15 protein-coding genes are annotated in these 21,803 nt (G+C 35.3%); 13 read left to right on the plus strand and 2 right to left on the minus strand.

Annotated features, from left to right (window positions below; genetic code table 11):
- Nucleotides 1–30: 30 nt before the first annotated feature.
- The gene (locus tag IGI43_RS13085) at nucleotides 31–1,500 is read right to left on the minus strand and encodes a peptide MFS transporter (protein ID WP_438758236.1); all 1,470 of its coding nucleotides are present in this window, start codon (nucleotides 1,498–1,500) and stop codon (nucleotides 31–33) included.
- Nucleotides 1,501–1,688: 188 nt separating this feature from the next.
- On the opposite strand from IGI43_RS13085, the gene IGI43_RS13090 reads away from it, so the two are divergent.
- The 7 genes from IGI43_RS13090 (at nucleotide 1,689) to IGI43_RS13120 (ending at nucleotide 9,141) form a co-directional block, all read left to right on the plus strand.
- Complete coding sequence (locus IGI43_RS13090) at nucleotides 1,689–2,075, plus strand: YbgA family protein (RefSeq protein ID WP_438758237.1); 387 nt, start codon at nucleotides 1,689–1,691, stop codon at nucleotides 2,073–2,075.
- 203 nt (nucleotides 2,076–2,278) lie between these two features.
- Nucleotides 2,279–3,115 carry an ABC transporter permease gene (locus IGI43_RS13095; protein ID WP_438758238.1) on the plus strand — a complete coding sequence of 279 codons (837 nt, stop codon included), beginning with the start codon at nucleotides 2,279–2,281 and terminating at the stop codon, nucleotides 3,113–3,115.
- Nucleotides 3,108–3,887, plus strand: a complete 780-nt coding sequence (locus IGI43_RS13100) for an ABC transporter permease (RefSeq protein WP_438758239.1) — start codon at nucleotides 3,108–3,110, stop codon at nucleotides 3,885–3,887. Before IGI43_RS13095 ends, IGI43_RS13100 begins: the two co-directional genes overlap by 8 nt.
- 56 nt (nucleotides 3,888–3,943) lie before the next feature.
- Nucleotides 3,944–4,984: an ABC transporter ATP-binding protein gene (locus tag IGI43_RS13105; RefSeq protein ID WP_438758240.1), complete on the plus strand. Its 1,041-nt coding sequence runs from the start codon at nucleotides 3,944–3,946 to the stop codon at nucleotides 4,982–4,984.
- Between the two features lie 27 nt (nucleotides 4,985–5,011).
- On the plus strand, nucleotides 5,012–6,076 hold the full coding sequence (locus tag IGI43_RS13110) for an ABC transporter substrate-binding protein (RefSeq protein WP_438758241.1): 1,065 nt from the start codon (nucleotides 5,012–5,014) through the stop codon (nucleotides 6,074–6,076).
- Nucleotides 6,077–6,098: 22 nt separating this feature from the next.
- Nucleotides 6,099–7,838, plus strand: a complete 1,740-nt coding sequence (locus IGI43_RS13115; protein ID WP_438758242.1) for an adenine deaminase — start codon at nucleotides 6,099–6,101, stop codon at nucleotides 7,836–7,838.
- A complete protein-coding gene (locus tag IGI43_RS13120; RefSeq protein ID WP_438758243.1) occupies nucleotides 7,822–9,141 on the plus strand; it encodes an amidohydrolase in 1,320 nt (439 codons plus the stop codon). The genes IGI43_RS13115 and IGI43_RS13120 overlap by 17 nt, the downstream gene beginning before the upstream one ends.
- A 414-nt stretch (nucleotides 9,142–9,555) precedes the next feature.
- On the opposite strand, the gene IGI43_RS13125 is transcribed toward IGI43_RS13120, so the two are convergent.
- A complete protein-coding gene (locus IGI43_RS13125; protein WP_438758244.1) occupies nucleotides 9,556–10,659 on the minus strand; it encodes an NAD(P)/FAD-dependent oxidoreductase in 1,104 nt (367 codons plus the stop codon).
- Nucleotides 10,660–10,819: 160 nt separating this feature from the next.
- Here IGI43_RS13125 and IGI43_RS13130 point away from each other — a divergent pair, with 160 nt between their 5' ends.
- From IGI43_RS13130 to IGI43_RS13155, 6 genes are all read left to right on the plus strand, one after another.
- Complete coding sequence (locus IGI43_RS13130) at nucleotides 10,820–12,469, plus strand: peptide ABC transporter substrate-binding protein (protein ID WP_438758245.1); 1,650 nt, start codon at nucleotides 10,820–10,822, stop codon at nucleotides 12,467–12,469.
- A gap of 26 nt (nucleotides 12,470–12,495) precedes the next feature.
- Nucleotides 12,496–13,557, plus strand: a complete 1,062-nt coding sequence (locus IGI43_RS13135) for a C45 family autoproteolytic acyltransferase/hydolase (RefSeq protein WP_438758246.1) — start codon at nucleotides 12,496–12,498, stop codon at nucleotides 13,555–13,557.
- Between the two features lie 145 nt (nucleotides 13,558–13,702).
- Nucleotides 13,703–13,852 (plus strand): hypothetical protein, encoded by a 150-nt coding sequence (locus IGI43_RS13140; protein WP_438758248.1) that lies wholly within the window; start codon nucleotides 13,703–13,705, stop codon nucleotides 13,850–13,852.
- A 318-nt stretch (nucleotides 13,853–14,170) separates the two neighbouring features.
- On the plus strand, nucleotides 14,171–15,646 hold the full coding sequence (locus tag IGI43_RS13145; protein WP_438758249.1) for a helix-turn-helix domain-containing protein: 1,476 nt from the start codon (nucleotides 14,171–14,173) through the stop codon (nucleotides 15,644–15,646).
- Between the two features lie 486 nt (nucleotides 15,647–16,132).
- Entirely contained in the window at nucleotides 16,133–19,879 is a 3,747-nt protein-coding gene (locus tag IGI43_RS13150) for a prealbumin-like fold domain-containing protein (protein WP_438758250.1), read from the plus strand.
- Nucleotides 19,876–21,792 (plus strand): SpaA isopeptide-forming pilin-related protein, encoded by a 1,917-nt coding sequence (locus tag IGI43_RS13155; RefSeq protein ID WP_438758251.1) that lies wholly within the window; start codon nucleotides 19,876–19,878, stop codon nucleotides 21,790–21,792. The genes IGI43_RS13150 and IGI43_RS13155 overlap by 4 nt, the downstream gene beginning before the upstream one ends.
- Nucleotides 21,793–21,803 lie beyond the last annotated feature (11 nt).

Raw genomic sequence — 21,803 nt, forward strand, 5'->3', positions numbered from 1 at the left:
CATGCTTCTTTGGTGGAAACTTTTTTAATTTTAGTGGATCGAACCCATTAGTCTTTTGATTGGTTTCTTAGAAAGAATCAATAAAATACCCGCAATTACTGCGACAATTCCGACAATACCAAAATATGCTGATTCAGTTTGAGGCGTATAAAAACGCGCGATTTGAGCGTTGATGGCTTGTGAAGCAGCATCTGCTAATAACCAAATTGCGACAGTCTGAGATTCAAATGCTTTAGGAGCAAGTTTCGTTGTAATCGACAGACCAACTGGAGAAATACACATTTCACCTACGATCATAATAAAGAAACTAAAGAATAACCACAACGGACTCACTTTTGTATCAGTACCATAAAGTAGACCAGGTAACATCAAAAGAACAAACGATAGACCAGCAAAAACCAATCCTAAAGAAAATTTTACGACAGTTGAAGGTTGTTTTTTTCCTAATCTCGTCCATAAAGTCACGAAAACAGGTGTTAAAACAACGACGAAAATTGGATTTAAAGATTGGAACCAACTAGGTGCAATAGAAAAACCAAATAATGTATCATTTGTCCGTTCATCGGCAAATAGTGCTAAAATTGAAGAACCTTGTTCTTCTAACGACCAAAAAACGATTCCAGCCAGAAATAATGGAATATAGCCAAGAACTCTTGGTTTTTCTTCTGGCGTCACGTCTTTTGAGGTCAGCATCTTGATAAAATAGTAGACAGGTAAGAAAATGCCTAAAACACTAACACTATTGATAAAGAAGCCAATTGTTAAATAACCCACCATAAAGGCCCCACCAAAAAGGGCAATGACAAAAACAAGAGCAAGGAATAGTGATCGTATAAACTTTCTTCGTTCCTCAGGACCAATTGGATTCGTTGGTTGTAAGCCGATTCCAGCTAATGATTTTTTTCCTTGTAAATAGTATTGCAGCAAGCCAAAAAACATACCAAAGGCTGCAACGGAAAACCCGACATGGTAGTTATACGTCTGGCCTAATGTACCAACGATGAACGGCGCGATCAATGCACCAATATTGATACCCATATAAAAAATAGAAAAACCAGCATCACGACGTGTATCTGTTTTTGAATAAAGATGTCCGACCATACCAGAAACATTCGGTTTTAACATCCCAGTTCCGATCACGATCAGAAAAATAGAAACAAAGAGAGCTGCGATCCCAAAAGGTGTTGCTAGAACAATATGGCCGACCATAATGAAGAGTCCACCGGCGAATACCGTTTTTCTAGCACCTAACACTCGGTCAGATATCCAACCGCCGACAATACTGGACATAAAAACTAACGAGCCGTAAATCGACATAATTGCTAACGCAGTTTCTTTAGGTAAACCTAGTCCGCCGTTTGCTACTGTGTCATAGATATAATACAGTAGAATTGCGCGCATACCATAATAACTAAATCTTTCCCACATCTCAGTGAAGAAAAGAGTAGATAATCCTTTTGGCTGTCCCAAAAACGACTTATCTAATTGCTGCTCATCCATAAATAATAACCTCAATTCTTTTTAATAGTCAGAATAGTTGTTTAACATAGAGTTCTTAAAAAAATATATACAAAGTGTATTGTAAACTTTTACTCTTTTAACTATCATAAAGTTTAATGAGCATACTGTAAGAAAAACAGAGTTTATATTCATTTTTTTTTCATATAGAAAGAGAAAGGAAGAGTTTCTTGAAAATAATCGCGCAAAGACAGCAAGAATGGGCATCACTTAAGTATTTGATTTTATCAAAATCACAACCAGATTATAAAGCGATCCGAGCATTATTTGCTGATCACGAGTGGAACGAAAAAAAAGAACAAGCATTTCGAGGGTATCTACAGCATGCATTAGAGCAACCTGGCAAAATGGGTGATCGCTTAAATGCATATCAGCATGTTTGGGGATATTTCAAAAATAAAGTAACGGATATGGAGCGCATAAAATACCAAGAATTGATTGAAAACTTTTCTCTAGAGCAGGATGAGGTATTGTTTTTTTTAAAAGAATTAGCAATAAAGTATCAGGAAGACTATCTATTACAGTCAAGCTTGCTTTTTCCTAAAGAAGAGGAGTAACTAAATAATCAAAAAAAGCGATTCAAATGGCGTGAGTTTATATTACGTTCGTTAAAAATAGTTGGATCCGCTTTTTTTGTATGCATAAACTTGTTTTTTCGTCAATACACGAATGATTAATTATTAAAGTGAAAAAACATATTGAAATTAATCGAAAAAATGAGTATACTGAATCAGTGGAAAAACGAACGAGGAGTGTATAAATGAACAAGAATGTTCCGTATTTTATTGTAGCACCTGGAATGATTTTATTACTATTTTTCTTAATGATTCCTTTGGCTACAAGTATTTTGCCAACTATTTTTACAGATCAAGGGGTGACATTGAGCAACTACCTCGATTTTTTTAAAGACGAATATAATCTATCCATCTTTTGGCGCACAATCAGAGTGTCATTGATCGTTACGTTTATTTCAATTTTATTAGGAATTCCAACTGCTTATTACATTGCTGGGGTTAGTAAAAAATGGCGTGGAATTTTAATGGCGATGACCTTATTTCCATTATTGACTAACTCGGTTATTCGCAGTTTTGCTTGGATCAATATTTTAGGAAAAACAGGTGTGATCAATACACTATTATTGAAAACAGGTCTGATCGCTCAACCATTGAATTTACTTTATACAGAATTTGCTATTATTATTGGGTCTGTTTATCTATTCTTACCTACGATGATCATGACACTTGTTGGGGTCATGGAAAATATCGAAGGAGAAATGCTTGAGGCAGCCGAAACATTGGGGGCAAGTCCCTTCACAGCTTTTCGGAAAGTTGTTTTGCCGCTTTCAATTCCTGGAACGATCGTCGGAAGTATCCTAGTATTTACTGGGACGCTGACAGCCTATACGACACCACAACTATTAGGTGGGAATCAGAAGATGATGATGTCGACCTTTTTATATCAAAAAGCCAATACATTAGGCGATTGGAAAGCCGCAAGTGTTTTAGCCTTGATCATGATCGTTGTAACCTTGATCGTTATGAAGGGACTCGATGTAGTCGCTAAAAAAGTTGATAGGAGAGAAGCAAATAATGCGTAAACAAAAAGGGATGACGCTGATTGCGATCCTAGTATTCTTATTTTTATTCTTACCGCTTTGCTTGATCGTTGTGACCTCTTTTGGGACAGCTGCGGCAATTCAGTTTCCAATTAAAGGATTTACGTTAGATTGGTATGCAAAAGCGTTACAATCAGATACCTTTATGAGTAGTTTTAAATTGAGTCTGATCATTGGTGTATTAGCGACGGTTTTAGCTTTGGTCGTAGGTATTCCAGCGTCTTATGCACTGGCACGTTATTCTGTTAAAGGAAGAAACTTTATCAAAAGCTTCTTTTTATCCCCTACTGTGATTCCTGGAATCGTGGTCGGGTATACATTATTTCAATATATTGTGATTAAATTAGGGTTGCCGATTTTTCAAGGTTTATTGATAGGCCATTTTTTGATCAGTTTACCTTATATTATTCGTGTGGTCGGTTCGAGTATGGAACAATTGGACTATTCGATGGAAGAAGTTGCTTGGACTCTTGGATGCACGAGAGCGCGCGCATTTATCCAGATTGTTTTACCAAATGTTTCTTCAGGTATTTTTGCAGCATTTATGTTGGCTTTTGTAAACTCATTTAATAATGTTCCTGTGTCGATGTTTTTATCTGGACCAGGAGTTACGATGTTACCGACATCCTTACTTAGCTACATGGAATACAACTATGATCCAACCGTCTCAGCCATTTCAGTAATGTTGATGTTATTGACAATGGGTTTAATGTTTTTGATCGAAAAAACATTAGGATTAGCTTCGATTGCGTAAATTAAAAAAGAGCAATCGTACATTTCGGACTTAAAAGGTAGAAAGAGGAGAAAATTTTGACTTTTGTTGATTTAAAAAAGATACGTGTCAGCTATGATGGCAAACAAGATATATTAAAAGATTTAAGTATTTCAATGGAAAAAGGTGAGCTGGTCTCATTACTTGGACCAAGTGGATGTGGAAAAACAACGACACTTCGAGTGATTGCAGGATTGATCAAGCCAAATGACGGTTCATTTGAGTTGGATACGGATGATTTGACCAAAGTACCTGTGCATAAGCGAAACTTTGGAATGGTATTTCAAAGTTATGCGTTATTTCCTCATTTGACGATTGCCGAAAATGTTGCGTTTGGATTAAAACTACGAAAAGAATCAAAAGCGAGTACGAAAGAAAAAGTAGAAAAAATGTTGGACGTTTGTGGGTTAGAAAATCTTGGCGATCGTTACCCAAAACAACTTTCAGGTGGACAAAGACAGCGTGTTGCGTTAGCTCGAGCGTTGATCATTGAACCTAAATTATTATTATTAGATGAACCTTTAAGTAATCTAGATGCAAAATTAAGAGTAGCAATGCGCATCGAAATTAAACGAATTCAACAACAATTAGGTATAACAACTGTATTTGTGACCCATGATCAAGAAGAATGTTTTTCTATCTCAGATAAAGTTGCAATCATGAATAACGGTGTAATCGAGCAATACGACGCACCAGAAATGATTTACCGTTTACCAAAAACAAAATTCGTAGCACAATTCATCGGATTTGAAAATTTCTTTTCTGTGACGAAAACTGCTGAAGGTCAATACAAAAGCGAGAATGGACAATTGTTTACAACGACGAATCCACAGCCGCAAGCAATCGATACTGTCGCAACGATTCGCCCGGAAGATATTGAAATTGTGGAAGAAGCAACGGCGCCTTCGATTGAAGGTATGGTTGCCGTTCGAACCTTTTTAGGGAAAAGTTATCAGTATGAAGTTACAACACCACTTGGAAAACTATTAGTCAATGGAACGAGTGAACAGATTTATGACACAGGAGACAAAATCAACTTGGTGTTTCCGGCAGATAAACTAGTTGTATTAGAAAAATAAATGATAGATGAAGGGGATATAAACAAGATGAAAAAGAAACTAATGATCGGTGTTTTAGCGACAGCTACATTCCTAATGGCAGCTTGCGGGAATAGTGAGGCTAATCCTAAAGAAGAGAGTAAAAGCGGTAGCAAGTCTTTAGTTGTTTCTACCTTTGGCTTAAGTGAAGATATTGTAAAAAAAGATATTATTGCGCCTTTTGAAAAAGCAAATGATGCAAAAGTAACATTAGAAGTAGGAAATAGTGCAGATCGTTATACAAAATTATTGAATAACCCCAATGCCGGAATCGATGTGATCGAATTAGCACAAGCGAACGCAACACAAGGAGAAAAAGAAGGATTATTTGAAAAAATAACAGAAAAAGAAGTACCGAATATCAACGATTTAACAACAGGGGCAAAAGAAGTCTATGACAGCGGAGCGGGAATCCCGATTGCTGTTAATAGTATTGGTATCGTTTATAACAAAGAAAAACTAGGTAAAGAAATCACGAGCTGGGACGATTTATGGTCATCTGATCTTAAAGGAAAAATTTCTGTACCAGATATTTCTACGACAGCTGGACCATTGATGCTATATGTGGCTAGCGATCATGCTGATGTAGACATTACAACAGACAAAGGTAAAGCTGCTTTTGAAGCAATGAAAGAATTAAAACCAAATGTGGTCAAAACCTATTCGAAATCATCAGATCTTGCTAATATGTTCCAATCAGGTGAAATAGAAGTTGCTGTTGTTGCTGATTTCGCTGTAGATATCATTCAAGGTGCTTCTAAAGACGCAACATATGTTGTTCCTGAAAGTGGTACGTATGCAAATTACAATACAGTAAACGTACCTAAAAGTTCAAAAAATAAAGAATTAGCTTATACATTTGTCAATGAACGAATCAGTGAAGCGTCACAAAAGGCAAAAGCTATTTCACTAAACGAAGGTCCAACGAATAGTAAAGTGGAGCTTGATGCAAAACAAGCAGAAAATAAAACTTACGGTAAAGTAGCAGATCGAGCAAAAACAGTTGATTTTTCATTCATTAATGAAAATCTCTCTGATTGGGTCGATCAATGGAACCGTACAATGAATCAATAATCAAGCAAGAAAGGCGATAAGTATGAAAGTAGATATGATTATTCAAGATGTTTGGGTTTTCCAAACGGCAACACAATCATTTGTAAAAAAAAATGTCTCTATTAAAGAAGGAAAATTTTACTATATTAGTACCTCTGATATGAATAACTTAACGTCTGAAACAATCATCAAAGCCGAGAATCGATATATGATTCCCGGCTTGATTGATGCCCATATGCATATTGAAAGCTCAATGACCACGCCAACGATTTTCTCAAAGGCTGTTTTACGTTACGGTGTGACAACGGTTGTGGCTGATGCCCATGAGATGGCAAATGTGTTTGGTCTAGAAGGGTTAGATGAATTTATGAAGGCAGAAACCGAATTGGATATTTTTCACGCGATTCCTTCGTCTGTTCCTTCAACGACCCCTGAATTAGAAACGACTGGCGGGATTATTGGACTCAATGAGGTAGCAGAGTTATTGAAAAATCCCAAAATTGTTTGCTTAGGCGAAGCGATGAACTTTAAAGGAATTGCTTATGAACCAGAGTCGTTGATTCGACAAATTATTGATTTATGCCAAAAAGAACGTCCAACAATGCCGTTAGAAGGTCATTGTCCTAAAATCTATGATGAAGAGCTAGCAGCGTTTTTGTTTAGCGGTATTACCTCGGACCATACCCATCAGTTTCCAGAATCGTTAAAAGAAAAAATCGAAGCAGGCGTTTTTATCCAGTTCCAAAATAAATCAATCACCCCTGAAAATATGCAAGTTATCATAGAAAATGAGTTTTATGAGTATGCCAGTATTATTACGGATGATGTGATGGCAGATGATTTGCTTCATGGCCATTTGAACGAAAACTTGAAAAAGGCCGTAAAAGCGGGTTTGCCAATCGAAAAAGCGATTTATATGACGACCTACACTCCAGCGAGACGGATGGGCTTTCATGATCGTGGAGAAATTGCGCCAGGTCGAATTGCAGACTTTATTTTATTAGATGATTTAGAAGATTTTACATTTGATGCTGTTTATAAATCTGGTGAAAAAGTTTATGAAAAAGGAGCAAAGATCGAATATCCTAATGTTGTTGAGCCATTTCCAGCTAATTACAAGCAATCAGTTCACTGCAAACCACTGACTGTTACGGACTTAGTTATCAGAGTAGCAACGAACAAAGAAAGTGTTCGTTGTAACGTGATCCAAAAACAGGAAGTAGGTACATTCACTGAAAGAATCACCAAAGAAATTCCAGTGAAAGACGGGATATTACAATGGCAGGAAGCGGACTGTGCATTATTGATCGTGATGGAAAGATACGGTAAAAATGGCAATATTTCGCTATCGCTGATGGATAAACCAATCAGTGCAAAAGGCGCAATCGCAACCACTTGGGCTCATGATCATCATAATGTAATGGTCATGGGGAACTCAGTAGAAGATATCGTTCTTGCGCAAAATGAATTGTTAGCGATACAAGGCGGCTATATTGTTGTTTCAAATGGAGCGATCACCGGGAAATGTCCGTTGCCTATTGGTGGGATTTTATCCCAAGCGCCAATTGAAGAACTTGGTGAAGATTTACAAAAAGTCCGCGTAAGCATGCAGGCATTAGGGTATAAAAACATGAATGAGATCATGTCTTTTTCCACATTATCTCTGCCTGTCTCGCCTGCGATCAAAGTGACAGATATGGGAATGATGAATACGAAAACGCAAGAATTTTACCCATTGGTTTTCCCGGAAGACGGAGTGTTGCTGAATGAAGACTCTTATTAAAAATGTTCATGTACTTTCAATGGATCGACATTTTTCAGAAGTGAAAGATGGATTTGTGTTGATCGAAGACGATGTAATCAATAAAATCGGCCATATTTCTGAACTGACTTCACAAACGATTGATGCTGATACAATAATCGATGGAAAAAATGGACTGCTGATCCCAGGTCTGATCAACACCCATACACATGCAGGAATGATCCCCTTTCGCTCTTTAGGCGATGATGTACCTGATCGACTGCGCCGATTTTTATTTCCCTTAGAGCAACATATGACCAAAGAATTAGTACATGCCAGCAGTGACTATGCGATTGCAGAAATGCTGTTGAGTGGTGTGACATCGTTTTGTGATATGTACTATTTTGAAGATGAAGTAGCAAAAAGCTCTAAAAAAATGGGCATCAGAGCACTTGTTGGAGAAACAATTATTGATATGCCGACTTGCGATAGTTCAGAGCCATCTGGCGGATACAAGTACTGCGAACGCTTTTTAGAAAAATGGCAAAATGATCCATTAGTAACACCAATTATTGCACCTCATGCACCCAATACGAACAATTTGGAAACGCTAAAAAAAATCGTAACACTTAGCGAAAAATATAATGCCCCGATTACAATGCATGTCGAAGAAATGACCTATGAAATGACGGATTTTCAAGCGAAATATAACCAAACACCAATAGAATTTTTACAAACATTAGGGTATTTTGAGCGTGATTTTATTTTAGCTCATTGCATTTTAGCAACTGAAAGTGATTTAGATATCATTGCAGCATCAAATAAAAAAGCGCGTGTTGCTCACTGTATCGGTGCCAATACAAAATCAGCAAAAGGGGTAGCACCTGTTAAACAAATGCTTGAAAAAAATATCGTTGTTGGTCTAGGAACTGATGGGCCAAGCAGCGGTAATACTCTTGATTTATTTAGCCAAATGCGCCTGTTTGCTAACTTTCATAAAACGCATAATCAGGATCGTGCACTTTTTCCTGCGAAAGAAATTGTCCGCCTAGCGACCATGGGTGGTGCGGAAACCTTAGGATTAGCAGATCAAGTTGGCTCAATCGAAATCGGGAAAAAAGCAGATTTAACTTTGATCGAAACGGAATCTGTCAATATGTTTCCGATTTTCGATCCATACTCAGCCATTGTCTACTCAGCAAATGCCAGTAATGTTGAAGCCGTTTGGATAAACGGTCGACAGCTAGTCAGTGGAAGCAAACTGGTTGAACAAAAGCTGAAAACAATCAAAGAGACGTTATATAGTGAGATGGAGAATTTTGTAGTAGAAGCGAAAAAATTATAACAAAAAGTAAGTTTGGATTGAATATTTAAGCAGGGACTATGTTGTTGTTATGATGATACGAATAAAAGAGAAAGAAGATTCCAATCCATGATTTTCGGATTAGAATCTTCTTTCTCTCTAGATGTAAAGGTTTTTTTTGTATAGAATAGTTGTTTTACTTTGGTTTAACAAACGATTGATTAGTAACACGTCTCTTAATTAAGACATATATACTAACGAATAAAGAGAGTGTGTCTGATATAGAGTAATTGAGAGTTTTTGTTTCTTGTGTTAAGTATTTTAGTTGCTGTATTTTTACTGTTATTGCTTACTTTTCCTTTAGTTTGCTCATCTTTCTTATCACCAGTGGCAAGTTTAATGGCTGTTTCTTTTTTGTACTGAGTGCTAATAGTATCTAAGCGTTCTGCTTTGATTTTATTTAGATAAATAAGTATCGATAGACTTTTGATAGTCCTGCCAATCGCTTTTTGCTTCATTGAAATACTTAGCCAAAAGAAAACCAATATAAGGACCAGTTGTCAGACCAGAAGAACCTAAACCGCTAGCAACAACTGCAGTGGGATTGTCTGGTAAACAATTGAAAAAAGGAGCAAAATCTGATGTATAGGCACGTGTTCCAACACGATATGCAGCAGGATATGCTTCAAAAAAGGCCGATTCAGCCAGGAAATGGTCTGTTTTTTGTTGCAGAAGAGAAAATGCTTCTTTCGTTGGTGTTAAATCAAATCCACCATCATTCTCATGAGTTGCACCGATTAGAATCTGTCCGTTTTCAAAAGGAATCAAATCACTTTCTCCATCTAACATAGCTACGGGCCAATTGCCACTTTCTTTATACGGGGTTTCAAATGCTAGTAGTTGCCCTTTTTGTGCTCTAATATCAGTTTTATAACCAAGAGAGCGTAACAATGAAGGCAAGCCTGGGCCAGCACATATTGCTACTGCGTCAAATTCTTCTGTTTTATCAGGGGTTTGAACAAGCCATCGATCATGCATTCGATTAAGCTGAACTGAACCAGTTTTCATGGAAATCATCTTTATGGCCGCTTGTTGTCTCAAAGTTTCTAAGTAGCTAGCTCCGTCTAATTTGCCGCCACCTGTGATAAATAAGGCTGGGGCAGCTTTTAATAGAGGCAGTTTTTTGGTGACTTTTTCTGCAGTCAATAATTGAATCTCTCCAATTTCAGGCGCCGTCTGTTTTCTTTCTTCTGCTAGTTGCATCAAAGACTCAAGTTCACCATTTTTTCTAAGGATCAAAGTGCCAGTTTGTTGATAGACATTTTGCTGTAAAGAAAAGTCCTGTACCAATTTTGGATAAAATGCAGCCCCATCTTTAGCGAGCTGGTACCATTTTTTGTTTCGTCGTTTTGAAAGCCAAGGGGAGATAATACCAGCACTGGCTTTAGTGGCTTGTCCGATCGGGTTATCATAAACTGTTACGTTATACTGTTTTAAATCAATGTAGTTGGCTAAGGTCAAACCAATGATCCCACCGCCGATGATTGCTAATTTTTTCATGAGTCGCTCCTTTTATATCCTTATAAAATCAAGTAATTCATTTTCACACAATTTTGTAGAGGGTGCAAGAAATTTCCGATGAGAAAGCGCTTATTCTTATGGTATGATAATAGATGTTACAATTTCAAAAATGAATTTTGACCATGTAGGAGGTTACTAAATGAGACATACAAGATTAGGGTATTTACTAGCTGCAACAAGCTGTATCATCTTGCTTGGAGGATGTGGTTCTGGTAAAGAAAAGGCTGGGGAAACGAATCAAAAATCAGCAAACAACGAACAAACATTTTCAGTTGTTGCAAAACAAGAAATTCCATCGATCGATGCATCTGTCACAAATGATGTGGTCGGCTGGGGTGTACTGAAAAATACAGGTGAAGGGTTATTCCGTGCAGATAAAGAAGGAAAACTCATCCCCGCTGGTGCGACGGAAATGCCCAAAGTTAGTGAAGATGGTTTGACCTATACGTTTAAATTACGCGAAGAGGCAGTTTGGTCAAATGGCGATCCTGTCGTTGCGAAGGATTATGTTTATGGCTTTCAGCGAACAGTCGAACCAAAGACTGCTTCAGAAGTTGCCTACCTATTTGAATCAATCAAAAATTATCAATCAATCATGGATGGAAAGATGCCAGCATCAGAATTAGGTGTAAAAGCATTGAACGACCATGAACTAGAAGTAACCCTGGAATCACCTGTACCCTATATGGAATCCTTATTATCTTTACCACCGTTTTTCCCGCAAAATGAAAAAATCATCAACGAAAGCGGTGAAAAATATGCAAGTTCAAGTGCGCATATGGTTTACAATGGACCGTTTTTATTGAGCGAGTTTGAAGGAGCAGGAACAGATACAAAATGGGCGTATGTGAAAAATGAGAAGTATTGGGATCAAGCCAATGTGACGATGGAAAAAATCAATTTTGACGTAGTGAAAGAAGAAGCGACAGCATTAAATCTATTTCAAGATGGTCAAACAGATGATATCGTCATCACAGGTGAGCTGGCGCAACAAATGATAGCGGAGCCTGCTTTTTTCTCTCAGGATATGTCTAACGCAACCTATGTAGAATACAATCAAACGAAAGAAGAATTTCAAAACGAAAATCTTAGAAAAGCGATTTCCTACGCGTTAGATCGTCAAACGTTGGTTGATCAAGTTTTAGGTGATGGATCGATCGCAGCGACAGGCTTAGTACCGAAAAATATGTCATTTAATCCTGAAACAGAGGCTGATTTTGTAAAAGATTCTGGAAATCATTTGAAATACGATCCAGAAAAAGCCAAAGAATATTGGGCTAAAGCTAAAGCAGAACTAGGGATCGATTCCCTTAAAATCAACTTACTTTCATCGGATGCAGATTCTGCCAAAAAAGTGGTAGAATACATGCAAGGTGCAATTGAAGAAAACTTGAATGGCGTGACTGTCGATGTTTCGTCAGTGCCGCTTTCTGTTCGTTTAGAGCGTGGTAATAAAGGCGACTTTGATATGATTTTAGTAGGCTGGGGTGCAGAATACAACGATCCTAGTGTATTTTTAGAATTATTTGCATCAGATAATATCAATAATAGTGGTAAATATGGGAACAAAGAATTTGATAAATTCTTGAAAGCCTCTGCTACAACAAATGCAGGGGATCCAAAAGCTCGTTGGAATGATTTGATTGAAGCAGAAAATGTTTTAATGGATACGATGGGAGTTTGCCCAGTTTATCAAAAAGCTGAAGCACATTTACGTAATCCAAAAATCAAAGGGATAGTACCATCTGGCCCAGAATATGATTATAAATGGACATTCATTGAAAAGTAACTGAAAGTAGAAAAGGTGGGAATTAAATGATTCATCGCTATATAGAAGTAACAGGATCAGCATTTGAACGTGGAGTCAAAATCGGTGAAGTATTGAAAATGCAGATCGAAACAAACTTATCCAGTCAAAAATTATTTTATAAAGACCCAGCTGAGATCATGGTCAAATGGTTGGAAAAAGCACAAATATATCTTGAATTTACAGAAAAATTTGCACCAGAAGTAGCGACTGAAATGCGTGGAGTTGCCAAAGGAAGCGGTCTAGATTTTCAAGAGATTTTGTATCTGTACACGGTGTATGAACGATCATTTTTTGACGAATTGATCAGTGATAAATGTACCTCGTTTGCAGCTAAAGGAAATGCCACCTTTGATGGATCTGTGATTTGTGGTCAAACAAACGATGAGCGACTTGATGAATATCGTTCTGAGGTCGATTGTGTTGTACACCATAGAGAGAGTGGATCTGATTTTGAATCACTAGTTTATAGTCATCCAGGCATCCCAGCGTATATGGGAATGAACAATTATGGTTTAGCTGTTATGTGGACGTATATCGATAATGGTCAACGGAAAGAGGGGCTACCCACAGCTGGAATTATTAGAGAGCTGATCAATAAGAAAAGTTTAAAAGAAGCACGAGATTATCTTTATAGTGTCCCTCATGCCGTACCAAATCAATTTAGTTTATCTCATGCTACCGAAGGAATCGCAAGTTTTGAATGTTTTCCAAATAAGATTTATGAACACAAGTCGGCAGATATAATGATCCATGCGAATCATAATAGTATCGCCTTAGAAGAACCAGAAGAAGGCGGCTCTAAAACATCTCATTCTCGTTTTGAAGCGATGGAAGCAATCCTTAATGAAAATTACGGTATTATCGATGCGGAGCTCGGGAAACAGTTTTTAGCAAACCATCGTAATTTTCCCAAAAGTATTTGTAATCATCCTTCTCCAGAACATCCATTATCTAAGTCTTTAGCTTCAATGGTTTTTGATTTAGGCAAAGGAGAAATGCATTTGGCGTTTGGAAATGCTTGTGAACAGCCATTTCATACGTATCGATTCAAACAATGGTTTGGATAATAATAAACGAATTTGAGATTTATACTCAAACGAATAATCTAGAGACTAATCAAATTGATTGGCATCTGGATTATTTTTTTTACAAAATAAGAATACCTTTGATAAAATAAGCGTAACGACACAAATAAATTAGCGAGGTGTTCCTATGTTGGAAAATTATCCCAGAAATCAAGTCATTCTTTTTCCGGATTTTAGCTTTCAGTTAGAAAAAAACGCTATTGATTTTGGCGTTGATGAGTTAATTGAAAGAAACTATGAGGAGCGCTTTCTACTGAAAGTGAGTTATACTTTTTAAATTCCTGCAAACTGATTCTATTATAGACGAGCATAAGCAAGAGAATGTTCTACTTGAAAAAACGTAATAACCAAATGAGTGATGTTTAGCAAATAGATAAAACCTATGTTAAAGTTGATAATAGAGGATACTATGTGTATTGTGCGATGGATTCTTTTGGTCTAAAGCCTCGTGTTTGTCTATGTAATAAGATCATAGTGCCACTAAAAAAAAACGAATCTGAAAAACTTTTCAGTAAGAAACTAAGAATTTTATGCGAAACTGTTCTCACTTATCATTTTGTAACAAAATCAATATAAATATAGGAAGTGTAAATAAATGGAGCAAGAGATTTTAAACTTACTTGATAAAAAAAATAGATTTTTATGTTTGATGATTGATTTGTGCCAAAAAGAAGAAGATTGGCTATCTATTTATAAATTAAATTTGGAATTAAATAGAAATCAAAGAAGTATTCAACGGTATATTCATTGTCTAGAAGAAAAAGTAGCAGAATATAATAGCGAATCAAAAACTAATATTGAAATGACCTATGATAAATATAAAGGGATCAAAATTACCTATGGGCAAAGCGCCGCTTTTAAATTAAAAAACTTTATCATTAGTAATGATGATACGATCAAATTGTTGAATGAATTGATTTTTTTTAAAGTATCATCAATTGAAATGTATTCAAGAAATCATTTTACAAGTGAATACTCTTTGAAAAATTCACTAAAAAAAATAAATGAGCTTTTACAAAGTTTCCAACTAAAATTGTCTAAACATCAGCCAAATTTTGAAGGTCTTGAAAGAAATATTAGAATATTCATTTACATCTATTTGTGGACAATACATAAAGATGATGATTGGCCGTTTGATTACATTTCCGAAAATAAAATATATACTTCTGTAGATAATTTCTCTAAAAATACAGAATTAAATTTTACTAATATCCATAGAAAACAGATGGCTTACTTGCTCAGTGTGAATTTATTAAGAAATAAAAGAAAATTTTATATTAAAAAGGATGCTGATTGGGATAAGTACGTCGATTTAGAAATTATTAAACAAAGTCCAATTGTCATTCAGGGAATGGAAAATTACCATTATTATATTGAGAATGACATCTATTTTCTTTTGTTGTTAATACAAATGAAATACCGAATGTTTAAATCAAAATTGTTAAGAGAAAAGATTTTTTCCTATCATAAAAAAAGAGATTCCGATGTTTATATTTTGACAAATAAAATGATGCTCTTATTTCAAAAAAAATTTTTTGTGATACCACCAGACATGAAAGATGTATTTTTCACCTACTGTTTTTGTGCCCATTTATTTTGCAAAGTATTCAAAGGCGTTCGTTTTGATATCGATGGATATGATGTTCTGATAGAAAATGATAACGCACCTGAATTGTTAAATAAACTTCATGAATTTTTGAAAGAATTAAGAAACGATTTTGATAGCCCTATTTTTTTAGAGGAATCTTTTTTAATAAGAAAGTATTTTTTGGTATTTTCTTATCTCAAAAATCCAACCATATATGAACCAAAAATAGCTATAGGAATTGATTCTGATTTGCCCTTCTTTATTCGAGAAAGCATAAAAAAAGATATTAAAAAACGATTTGAAAATCGGTATAATTTAGAAGTGATAGAATCGAATGAATTAGAAATGGATATTATCTTAACGAATATGCCCTCTCTTCATGATAATGAAAAACATATCTGTGTTATTAGTTATCCTCTACAAAATAAAGAATATCAAATAATTGAACATAATTTGGCAAAGGTTCTCACTGAGAAGAGGTAAGCAAAGGCGGTTTAAAGGTTCGATTCAATAAAACTGAAGAAACAGCTCCCACCATTTATTTGGATTCCTTAAGACTAGGATATAACTCTACGAGTTATATCCTAGTCTCTTTTTTTGTTGGCTTGAAAAGGATTAACTCTCTTTTTTTATAAATTAATATGTGATTTTTCATATTTTTGTATCAAATACTTATTCTCTTCATATCTTATTGAGATTGATTGTCTGTAAGCTATCTAGGTAATCTTTTAATCGTATTATTTAAAATAGACGTGTAGAAAAATACTAGCAAAACTAAATATGTCGTGGAAAACGACAATATTTATTCCATTTTAGAAGACTAAATAATATATAGTCTTATTAGTGGAGCGGATAATAAATAACAAAAGTCTTTTTAAGAATTTTATGAAAAAGCTTATTTCCAAGATGTTTTTAAAGTATATTATTATAGAAAATAACTTTTTTATAATAAAAGGAGGAGTAATTATATTGAAAAAGTATAAAATGTATTGTCTAATTATATTATTTTCCCTTGTTGGATTAGCTGCATTACTTAATAGTGGTGAGATAATTAGAGCAAAAGATGAATTTATTGAAACGAACAAGTTATATTTTTCAATCGATGATGCGTCAACAAATCTTAAATCTGTAGAGATTCGAGAAAAAGAAAAAATTGTCGTCAACTTAAATAGCGAAGATGAGACAATCGAAACAGCAAAAATTAAGCTACCAGAGGATGTGATGGTTGATCTGGATGCGACAAATGAACGGCTGTTGGAACAATATCCTGAGATAAAAGACTCCGATGAAATTGTAACGGAAGAACAGGGAGAATTACAAATCGCGCTAAAAACACAAACTATCTATATAAGTAAAGTCCCTTTAGTGCTAGGTTTTAAGGAAGGCGAGAAACAAATAGATTCTCAGAAATTAGATGCACAAACAATAATTGGAGGGCAAACATATCATTCACCAGAGCTGTTGCTAATTCCAATAAATGAAAACAGTCGATTAGAGAAACCATGGAATGAAACAAAGAGTGAAGAAACAAAAATCCAGCCGCGTGCTGGAAATTTAAATGTTGATATTCATATAGGCGCTGTTTTTGACAAAATAGAATCAGGAGCTGATGGGGTTTTTGAATTTAATTTTAAAACAACCGGAAGCCAGACGCTTTATAAAAATGGTCAAATCGAAATTCAATTACCTGACAATGCGGTCTTTGATCAAGAGTTGAATCAATTGATGATTGCGGGTGTAACGCCAACTTATGAGCCGACTACTCATCAATTACACTATTTCTTTGAAGAGATAGAAGGTGGTATTTCTTGTACACAAATCATCAAAGTAAAAACCGAAAATGGTTTGACTGAAAATGGGACAAAGTTAAAGGCATCAGCTGTATTTAAGGCAGACGATTTTGAAGATAATACCTATACTGAAGCAACAATCACTGTAGGTTCTTCCCTTGGGATGTCAAGTAGTAAAGATTATACAAAAACGCTTGATCCAAAAGGAAATGAGCGAGAGGGGCTTCCTCAGCCAAAAGATACAGGCATCTGGCAGCTAAAAATGACTATTCCTAAAAAAGAGCGTGGCCAAATGTATCTCCAGGAAGGATCAAAAATTGTAATAACAGATCAGTTACCCAAAGAATTAAAATATGTGGAAAATTCAGGAAATGGTGTATATGATGCAAAAAATAATACCATTACATGGACTTTTGATGCCCCTTCTATAAAAGAGCAAGAAGAAGCAGAGCAAACGATATTTTCAATGGAAGATTCGATTAAAACAGTGTTTCCAGAGGGAATAAAAAGTGTAGCCAAATACACGAACAATGCGACGTTTTCTGTTATTGATATAAATGGAAATGAGATAATAGATAAAGATTCAGCGCAAATCAGTGTATTTCCTAATACAAACGAAGTGACACCGCCTATCCAAGGTGCATTACTCGTTCCTTCACACTATGGCCCTTTAAATGGAAAAGGAGAGTATTCTTTAGATTCATCTAATATGAATCCTACCCCATCGGTCTATGATTCTGCGTTATTAGGATTTTATTTTAATTCTACTCCCTATAAAGCAGATAATCCAAACAAGCCATTTGAAAGCTATGAAGTAACTTATAATATAGATGAACATTTAGATCTAAATGCCTTTAGATTTAGCGCACCTGAGTATGCACCGAATTATGGCTATTATAGTAATGGTACCTCTTATTATCTACCAGACAGTGCTAATAAAATGAAGATATACGGTACTATTGATGGCAAAGAACAACTATTATTAACTAATCCGCCATCCATGACTTTTTTTAATATGAAAGATCTGGGTGTTACGGGACATATTTCAAAGTTAAGAATTCACTATACTTATCGTTCTGCTGGAACAAGCCAAGCGTTTAATATGAAATATGACATACAAAAAGGCTATACAGGTAAAGTTAAAAATTCTTTAGGGATAAATTATGTAGGATATAATAATCAAGGAAATAAAGTATCTAGCAATCAGATTGCAGGTAATAGTAGTACTGTGATAAGCCGATTTAGCGAAGATCGCACGGCAAACGTTGTAAAGGTACCAGTTGGGAACAATGAACCCATTGTTTCAAATACAATCAAGTTTGATAAAGAAGAAAATGGATTAGTTTTTGAAGGAAAAAATCGTTTAAAAGGAACCTTCAAAGTAGATCCTAGTTCTGCAGTGGATGCCAAAGGGCCATTTGAGACGTATGTATTGTTACCAGAAGGTGTTCATTTGGACAAAGAAAATCCAGATGAAAAAATCACTAGCAGTAATTCCTGGATCAGTTCAGAAAATATACCAGTAGATGGAAAAATAACGATTGAAGATGAAGACTTTCTTGACCAGAGCAGGCAGCTCGTGCTTGTGAAAATGAATACAAATTTATTGTCTGTTAATCAAGTACTGAATTATGAGTTTAATATCATTATTGATGATGATGCGTCACCGACGCTTCAACCAGAGGCGTATAGTTTTCTAAAAGATACGAAATTTAAAGTTCCTAAAAACTCTGGAAATAGCATTACCGATTCCGTCATTGAAGAAGATAGTCATGATCTTACTGGTAATGGAGATAAGACACAAAAACTTGTTAAAACAGCGAACCAATACTTTTTAACGAATTCTAATGGCATCATGGTAAAAGAACTGATCAAAGGCGAGTTAGATGAGGAGTTTTCTTTATTTGGCTTAACGAATCCAGGTGGCGATATTGATTATAAAATGGAATTGACAAATACTGGATCAAGCAAGCTGTCCACACTGACATTAATGAATGTGTTACCTTCTGTAGGCGATTTAGGAATTACAGATAATGACCCTTTAAACAGTAAATTCACTCCAACTTTAACCGGACCTGTTGATTTAACAGATATTTGGGAAAATAAAGTAGATATTTATTATAGTACTGCAACAAACCCAAGTCGAAAAGATTTAATCAAGGATGTCAATTACCCATCTTCTACTAAGCCGATCCAAGATCCAGCAGGTGCGCAAGATCCGAATTGGATGACTGAAAATGAGGTGAAAGACTGGAGTGAAATTCATAGTTTCATGTTGAAATTAAAAGCAGGACAGGCATGGAATGCAGCCGAAGTTTTAACCTTAGATTTTAATATGAAGGCTCCAGAAAAGTTAGATCCAGAATTGACAAATTCGACAATTCCAGAAAGAGATCGTGCAGCTTGGAATTCATTTGCTTATACGGTAAATCATTTACAACCGGTGGAACCTAGAAAAGTAGGCGTTGCAGTCAATAATGATTTTAACTTGAAAGTAATCAAAGAATCTGAAAGTAATAGTGATCAAAAATTAAAAGATGCGGAATTTACATTGTATGATCAACAAATGATACAAATTGATCAACAGCTAACAAATGATAATGGCGAAATTAATTTTATGAATTTAGCACCAGGAACGTATTATTTACAAGAAACGAAAGCACCAGTAAATCATCAACTGAATCCAACCCTTTATGAAATTGAAATTAAAAGTAATGGTGAAGTTAGCGTTAAAAATCCAGATGAGTTACTTAAAAATATAGAAAATGCTGATGAAGAAGCTCAAATCACCCTAACACTAGCGAATAGACCAGTAAGGATTATCAATACAGGTAGTCAAGAGATACTAGTTAGTTTCATTGTAGGGATTTTAGCAGTATCTAGTGGTGCAGTTTATCTTATTAAAAGAAGGAGACAAAGCAAATGAAGAATATAAAAAGAGAAAAATTTAGTCACGTTAGAAAAAGTAGCCTGTTGATCATTGTATTATTAGGGGCATTGGGAACGCTGTTTGGAACTGCAACAGCCTCTTTTGCAAAAACGAAAGACGTTCCGGAGACGACAACGATTATTGTTCATAAATTACAATACACAGATGAAAATCCAGAAGGAATCGTTAATGATGGTTCAACAGTTGCGTTGCCAAATGGTGTTGAAAATTATAATCCTAAAAAATATGGCGATGTTAGCTTTAGCTTAGTAGACATTTCTGAAATAGGTAAAACTAAAACGATTGAAGAAATTCAAACAGAATTGAATCAATTGAATCAAACAGACTATGTTGCTTGGATCAGTAAAAATGGTACAGTTGTTTCTGAACAAAAAGCGGATGAGAATGGCGCTATAATCTTCAAGGATGTTCCTTCAAAAGTAATAGATGGTGAACACCCAATCTATGCAGTCTTAGAAACAAAGAGTCCTAAGGGGTTAGTCAAAAAAATAGCACAACCAATTATTGTTGAATTGCCTATGACTAATAAAGAGGGAACTGATTTTTTACCTGAAATCAATTTGTATCCTAAGAACCAAGTACAAGAATTGTCGTTGACACTGACAAAATATGCTGAAGAAATAGGCTCTGGACATGAATTAGCTGGAGCAGAATTTGATGTATATCTTGGCGTGCCAGGTTCTGGAACAAAAATGAATGATAAGCCATTAGTTACAGACGCTAATGGGCAATTAACAGTAACCGGCTTAACAGTAGGCAGTTATTATCTTGTTGAAACCAAAGCGCCACAGGGATATGTTCTTCATCCAAATGCACAAAATGACGAAAATAATAAATTGATTTTTGTCATTACAGAAGAGGGCATAGATTCAGATACATTAAAAATTAGTCTAACCAATTATAAAAAACCAGATAGTGATAAAACAGTTGAAAATGGAACTGCTCCTGGAACGAATAATAGTAGTTTTGCAGTAGGAGATCCTGTAAATTATAAAAATACCATTTATGTTCCAACAGATATTTCTAATGGCTCACTTGTAAATGGAAATGGTGAGACAGAAACAACGTCTGGCTATACAGTATTTAAATATACGGATATTGGTGGTAAAGGCTTAACGTATAAAGGAACTGAAAAAGATGTTATTGTAACGGATACCGCAGGCAAAAAATTAGTACTTGGGACAGATTATACGTATAAAAGTGAAACCAATGGTTTTACGATCGATTTTATTATGACAGATGGGAAAGTCAGCCAAAATGTTGCAGCAGCAGCGGGTAAAAACTTATTAGTAACCTACCAAATGATCATTAATGAAGAGGCGAAAGTGATTATTGAAAATGGTAATGGGTTGGAAAATAGCTATGATTTAACTTGGAATAATAATCCTAAAGGTGAAGATCAGCATGAAACTGGGAAAGTACCAGTATATACAGGTGGCGCAAAATTTATCAAAGAAGATAGTAAAACTAAAAATCCTTTAGCTGGGGCACAATTTGTTTTGTTAAATAATAAAGGAGAATACTTTAATGGATGGTCAATAGATGAAAAAGGTAATAACTCAATACAATGGGTAACTACTCAACCGACTGAAGGACCTGGAATTTTAGAGTCTAAAGAAGATGGAACATTTGAAATATTTGGACTTCCTTATGGAAACTATCAATTAAAAGAGATAAAAGCACCAGCAGATTATAACTTGTTAACAAAAACAATTGATTTTGAAATTACTGAAACAACTTATAACGGCTCGTTAATTGGTATTCAGAATAAAAAGAAAAGTAATTTGCCGCTAACTGGTTCAGTAGAACTAATTGTATTGACGATTTCGGGACTTGCTTTGATTGCGTTAGCTAGTATTTATTTTGTTAAAAGAAATCAAGTAAAATAACGAGAAAAAAT

The sequence above is a fragment of the Enterococcus sp. AZ126 genome (genome assembly GCF_051714545.1).
Classification (GTDB): domain Bacteria; phylum Bacillota; class Bacilli; order Lactobacillales; family Enterococcaceae; genus Enterococcus_L.

Coding starts and splice junctions, on each gene's coding strand:
- IGI43_RS13085 (WP_438758236.1), bottom strand. CDS start 1,500: ATGGATGAGCAGCAATTAGATAAGTCGTTTTTGGGACAGCCAAAAGGA.
- IGI43_RS13095 (WP_438758238.1), top strand. CDS start 2,279: ATGAACAAGAATGTTCCGTATTTTATTGTAGCACCTGGAATGATTTTA.
- IGI43_RS13100 (WP_438758239.1), top strand. CDS start 3,108: ATGCGTAAACAAAAAGGGATGACGCTGATTGCGATCCTAGTATTCTTA.
- IGI43_RS13110 (WP_438758241.1), top strand. CDS start 5,012: ATGAAAAAGAAACTAATGATCGGTGTTTTAGCGACAGCTACATTCCTA.
- IGI43_RS13115 (WP_438758242.1), top strand. CDS start 6,099: ATGAAAGTAGATATGATTATTCAAGATGTTTGGGTTTTCCAAACGGCA.
- IGI43_RS13120 (WP_438758243.1), top strand. CDS start 7,822: ATGAAGACTCTTATTAAAAATGTTCATGTACTTTCAATGGATCGACAT.
- IGI43_RS13125 (WP_438758244.1), bottom strand. CDS start 10,659: ATGAAAAAATTAGCAATCATCGGCGGTGGGATCATTGGTTTGACCTTA.
- IGI43_RS13130 (WP_438758245.1), top strand. CDS start 10,820: ATGAGACATACAAGATTAGGGTATTTACTAGCTGCAACAAGCTGTATC.
- IGI43_RS13135 (WP_438758246.1), top strand. CDS start 12,496: ATGATTCATCGCTATATAGAAGTAACAGGATCAGCATTTGAACGTGGA.
- IGI43_RS13140 (WP_438758248.1), top strand. CDS start 13,703: ATGTTGGAAAATTATCCCAGAAATCAAGTCATTCTTTTTCCGGATTTT.
- IGI43_RS13145 (WP_438758249.1), top strand. CDS start 14,171: ATGGAGCAAGAGATTTTAAACTTACTTGATAAAAAAAATAGATTTTTA.
- IGI43_RS13155 (WP_438758251.1), top strand. CDS start 19,876: ATGAAGAATATAAAAAGAGAAAAATTTAGTCACGTTAGAAAAAGTAGC.